At 61.1% G+C, this 4113-nt stretch carries 3 protein-coding genes; 2 read left to right on the top strand and 1 reads right to left on the bottom strand.

Features of this window, described 5'->3' with window-relative positions; genetic code table 11:
• Window positions 1-240: 240 nt before the first annotated feature.
• Complete coding sequence (locus DK871_RS28300; RefSeq protein WP_161907462.1) at window positions 241-1866, bottom strand: methyl-accepting chemotaxis protein; 1626 nt, start codon at window positions 1864-1866, stop codon at window positions 241-243.
• A 233-nt stretch (window positions 1867-2099) separates the two neighbouring features.
• Between DK871_RS28300 and DK871_RS28295 the strand changes: the two genes are divergently transcribed.
• Together DK871_RS28295 and DK871_RS28290 are read left to right on the top strand one after the other, a co-directional pair.
• Window positions 2100-3530, top strand: a complete 1431-nt coding sequence (locus DK871_RS28295; RefSeq protein WP_003190912.1) for a nucleobase:cation symporter-2 family protein — start codon at window positions 2100-2102, stop codon at window positions 3528-3530.
• 12 nt (window positions 3531-3542) lie between these two features.
• Entirely contained in the window at window positions 3543-4001 is a 459-nt protein-coding gene (locus DK871_RS28290; protein WP_161907461.1) for an LEA type 2 family protein, read from the top strand.
• Window positions 4002-4113 lie beyond the last annotated feature (112 nt).

Raw genomic sequence — 4113 nt, 5'->3', positions numbered from 1 at the left:
GGCCCCCCAAATCACTGGCGGATTACGGGCACACCGAGCCTAGGCGAGGTGCCGAGTGGTGGGGCAAGAGCCTTTTGGTTACTTTTGGGCTCTTTTCAAAAGTGACCCGCTGTAAAAGCGGAACCAATAGCAGCCATTACCGCAGGAACGGATATGTACGCGGTCTGATCCGAGATACTGGTCGGCTGTCAGACCGTCTTCGCAGGCAAGCCAGCTCCCACAGGGTTTTTGAGGCAGCTGTTAGACAACGAACCTGGCCACCATCCCATTCAAATCCACCGCCAGCCTCGACAGTTCATGGCTGGCTGCACTGGTCTGGTTGGCGCCCGCCGCCGACTGGGTGGCCAGGTCGCGGATGTTGACCAGGTTGCGGTCCACCTCGCGGGAGACCTGGGCCTGTTCTTCCGACGCGCTGGCAATCACCAGGTTGCGTTCGTTGATCAGGCTGATGGATGCCGTGATCTGCTCCAGTGACGCGCCAGCTGCGCGTGCCATTTCCAGGGTGTTCTGGCTACGCTGGTTGCTCTGTTGCATGGACTGCACCGCCTCCCCGGTGCCGTTCTGGATGCCGGCGACCATTTTCTCGATTTCCTGGGTCGACTGCGCGGTGCGATGGGCCAGGGCGCGTACTTCATCGGCGACCACCGCAAAGCCACGTCCGGCCTCGCCGGCACGGGCAGCCTCGATAGCCGCGTTAAGCGCCAGCAGGTTGGTTTGCTCGGCAATCGCGCGAATCACATCCAGTACCTTGCCGATATCCCGGCCCTGGGCGGCCAAGCCTTCGATCATCGCGGAGGTGTTCTGCACGTCCTGGGTCATGGTCTGGATCGCGCCGACGGTTTCCATCACCCGATCACGGCCTTCCCGCGCCGCCTGGTTGGACTGCCCGGACGCCTCGGAGGTGGAAACCGCGTTACGCGCCACTTCCTCCACCGCCGCCGTCATCTCATTGACGGCCGTGGCGGCCTGGTCGATTTCGTTGTTCTGCTGTTGCAGGCCACGAGACGCCTCCTCGGTGACCGCGCTCAATTCCTCTGCGGCCGAAGCCAGCTGCGTGGCCGAGCCGGCGATGTGCTGGATGGTCTGGCGCAGGCTGGCTTGCATGGTCGACAGCGCACTGATCAAACGCGCTGGTTCGTCCTTGCCCTCGTCCTCGATGGTTTTGCTGAGGTTGCCGGCGGCGATGGTTTCAGCCACTTCCACGGCCTTGCGCAGCGGGGTCACGATACTGCGGGTCAGCAACCAGGCCAGTAGCACGGTGAGCAACGCCGCCACTATAGAGACCGCTACCACACCGGTGATCGCGCCCTCGTAGCTTTGCCCGGCATCTACGTCGGCTTGCTTGGCGTCGGCCGCATTGATGGCGATCAGCTTGTTCAGTTGCTCACCCATCTGGTCGGTGCCGTCCTTGATGCGGCTGTTGATCAGTGCGCGCATCTCATCAAGCTTGCCTTGCTTGGACAACGCCATCATTTCGGCCTGGGCCTTGAAGTAGCTGTCCAGGGTGGCGCCAAAGGCCTTGTACAGCGCCGCCTCCTCCGGGCCAGCGGGCAACGTGGCGTATCCGGCCTGGGCGGTCTTGACCTTGTCGGCCAACACACCGATGCGGGTCTCGGCTTCCTGCAAGGCGCCAGGCTCGCGATTGACCAGCACGCGAAACGACAGGATGCGCAGGCGCAGCACGTTTTCGGTGATCGTGCCCAGGTACGTCACGCTGGGCAGTTGGTTGGCGCTCATGTCCAGGGAAGACTGGCGCATCTGTGTCATGCGGTTGACCGCGAACACCCCCAACAGCACCACTAAAACCGCAATGAAAGCGAAACCGATAAACGCACGAGGGGCAATATTCAGGTGACGGAGGGACATAGGGCTGCTCTCAGAAGTAGTGTTTGCGTGCATCCTTGCCGCGAAACGATCCGTCAGCGTCAACGCGCTGCCCAGACCTTGGTCACCACTGTTGTCATTGTAGTGTGGGCCTATATTTGATATCGGCTGGGCAATCGCTTTAGCACAGGGTCTTTATAAATATTTTTTTACACTTCAGGCGCCTGGCACTTTCTGGCATCCTGCGCCTCCATTTTCTGACCCGAGCCATCATTTTGTCTGACGCTCAAGCCCCGCGCCCACGCTATAAATCCGACCTCATGTACGGCCTCGAAGACCGCCCGCACTTCACCGCCGCGATTTTTGCCGCGTTGCAGCATGTGTTAGCGAGTTTTGTCGGCATCATCACGCCCACGCTGATCGTTGGCGGCGTACTGGGGCTGGAAAGCGAAGTGCCGTACCTGGTGAGCATGGCGCTGTTCGTGTCGGGGCTTGGCACCTTTGTGCAGGCGCGCACCTTCGGGCCGGTGGGTTCGGGGCTGTTGTGCCTGCAGGGCACCAGCTTTTCCTTTATCAGCGTGATTTTGAGCGCCGGGTTCATGGTCAAGGCCCGGGGCGGCGGCACCGATGAGATCCTCTCGACGATCTTTGGCATCTGCTTTTTCGCGGCGTTTATCGAAGTGGTGCTCAGCCAGTTCATCGGCAAGCTGCGCAAACTGATCACCCCCGTGGTCACCGGCACCATCATTACCTTGATGGGGTTGTCGCTGATCAAGGTGGCGGTCACCGACATGGCCGGCGGCTATGGCGCCAGCGACCTCGGCGCGGCGGGCAACATGGGCCTGGCGGCGTTGGTGCTGCTGACCATCGTGGTGCTCAACCGCTTCAACAACCCGTTCCTGCGCCTGGGTTCGATCGTGATCGGTTTGACCCTGGGCTTTGTAGTAGCGTGGCTGCTGGGCCGCGTCGACATGGCCGCCCTACCCCAGGTGCCGCTGATCAGCGTGCCCGTGCCGTTCAAGTACGGTTTCTCGTTCGACTGGGTGGCGTTTATCCCGGTGGCGGTAATCTTCCTGATTTCGCCCCTGGAAGCGGCCGGTGACCTGACCGCCAACTCGATGATTTCCCAGCAACCGGTCAAGGGCCCGCTGTATATCAAGCGTATCAAGTCCGGCCTGCTGGCCGACGGCCTCAACTCCGCAATGGCCGCCACCTTCAACAGCCTGCCGATGGTGACCTTCGCCCAGAACAACGGCGTGATCCAATTGACCGGCGTGGCCAGCCGCTACGTGGCGTACTTCATTGCCGGCCTGCTGGTGCTGCTGGGGCTGTTCCCGATGATCGGCGCGGTGCTGCAACTGATGCCCAAGCCGGTACTGGGTGGCGCGACCCTGATCATGTTCGGCACCGTGGCCGTGGCCGGGATCAAGATCCTCGCCGAAGCGGGCCTGCATCGGCGCAATGTGCTGATCGTGGCGATTTCCCTGGGCATGGGCCTAGGCGTCGCCGCCGTGCCGGAGGTGCTGCGCGAGCTGCCCAAGGCGCTGCACAACATCTTCGAATCGCCGATCACTGTGGGCGCATTCTGTGCAATCCTGCTGAACATTTTCCTGCCCGAAGAGTTCATAGAGCTGGAAGAAGATGAATTCGAACCGGAGTCCTCGACCCTCAAGGTCATGCAGGACCCAGACGTTACCCCAAAGTAGGAGCATTTCTCTATGCGCAAGCTCATGGTTCTATCGCTGCTGCTGACCTTGAGCGCGTGCGCACTGTTCCCCAACCGCGACCCGGTGAACATCAATGTGGTGGGCATCGAGCCGCTGCAAAGCCAGGACCTGGAAGTGCGCTTTGCGGTGAAGCTGCGGGTGCAGAACCCCAATGAAGCGGCAATCGACTACAACGGCGTGGCCCTGGACCTGGAGGTCAACGGCCGGCCACTCGCTTCTGGCGTCAGCGATCAGGCTGGCAGCATCCCCCGCTTCTCCGAGACCGTGTTGATGGTGCCCGTCAGCGTTTCAGCGTTTTCGGTGTTGCGCCAGACCCTGGGCTTGAGCCAGACCCAAAGCCTGAACAACCTGCCCTACGTGCTGCGCGGCAAACTGGCGGGTGGCCTGTTTGGCACGATGCGTTTTGTAGAACGTGGCACCCTGGACTTGCCGAACACCGCCACTTGGTAAGTGGCTGAAAACCAAATCCCCCGAACACTGAAGATCAAATGTGGGAGGCCCCACTAAGTCTCCGACATAGCGCTGTCGCGCATCAAACTGGTTCATCGTAAGGTTTAAGAAC

This window comes from Pseudomonas sp. L13, from assembly GCF_009935965.1.
GTDB lineage: Bacteria > Pseudomonadota > Gammaproteobacteria > Pseudomonadales > Pseudomonadaceae > Aquipseudomonas > Aquipseudomonas lactis.
This window is presented reverse-complemented; position numbering and strand designations above follow the sequence as displayed.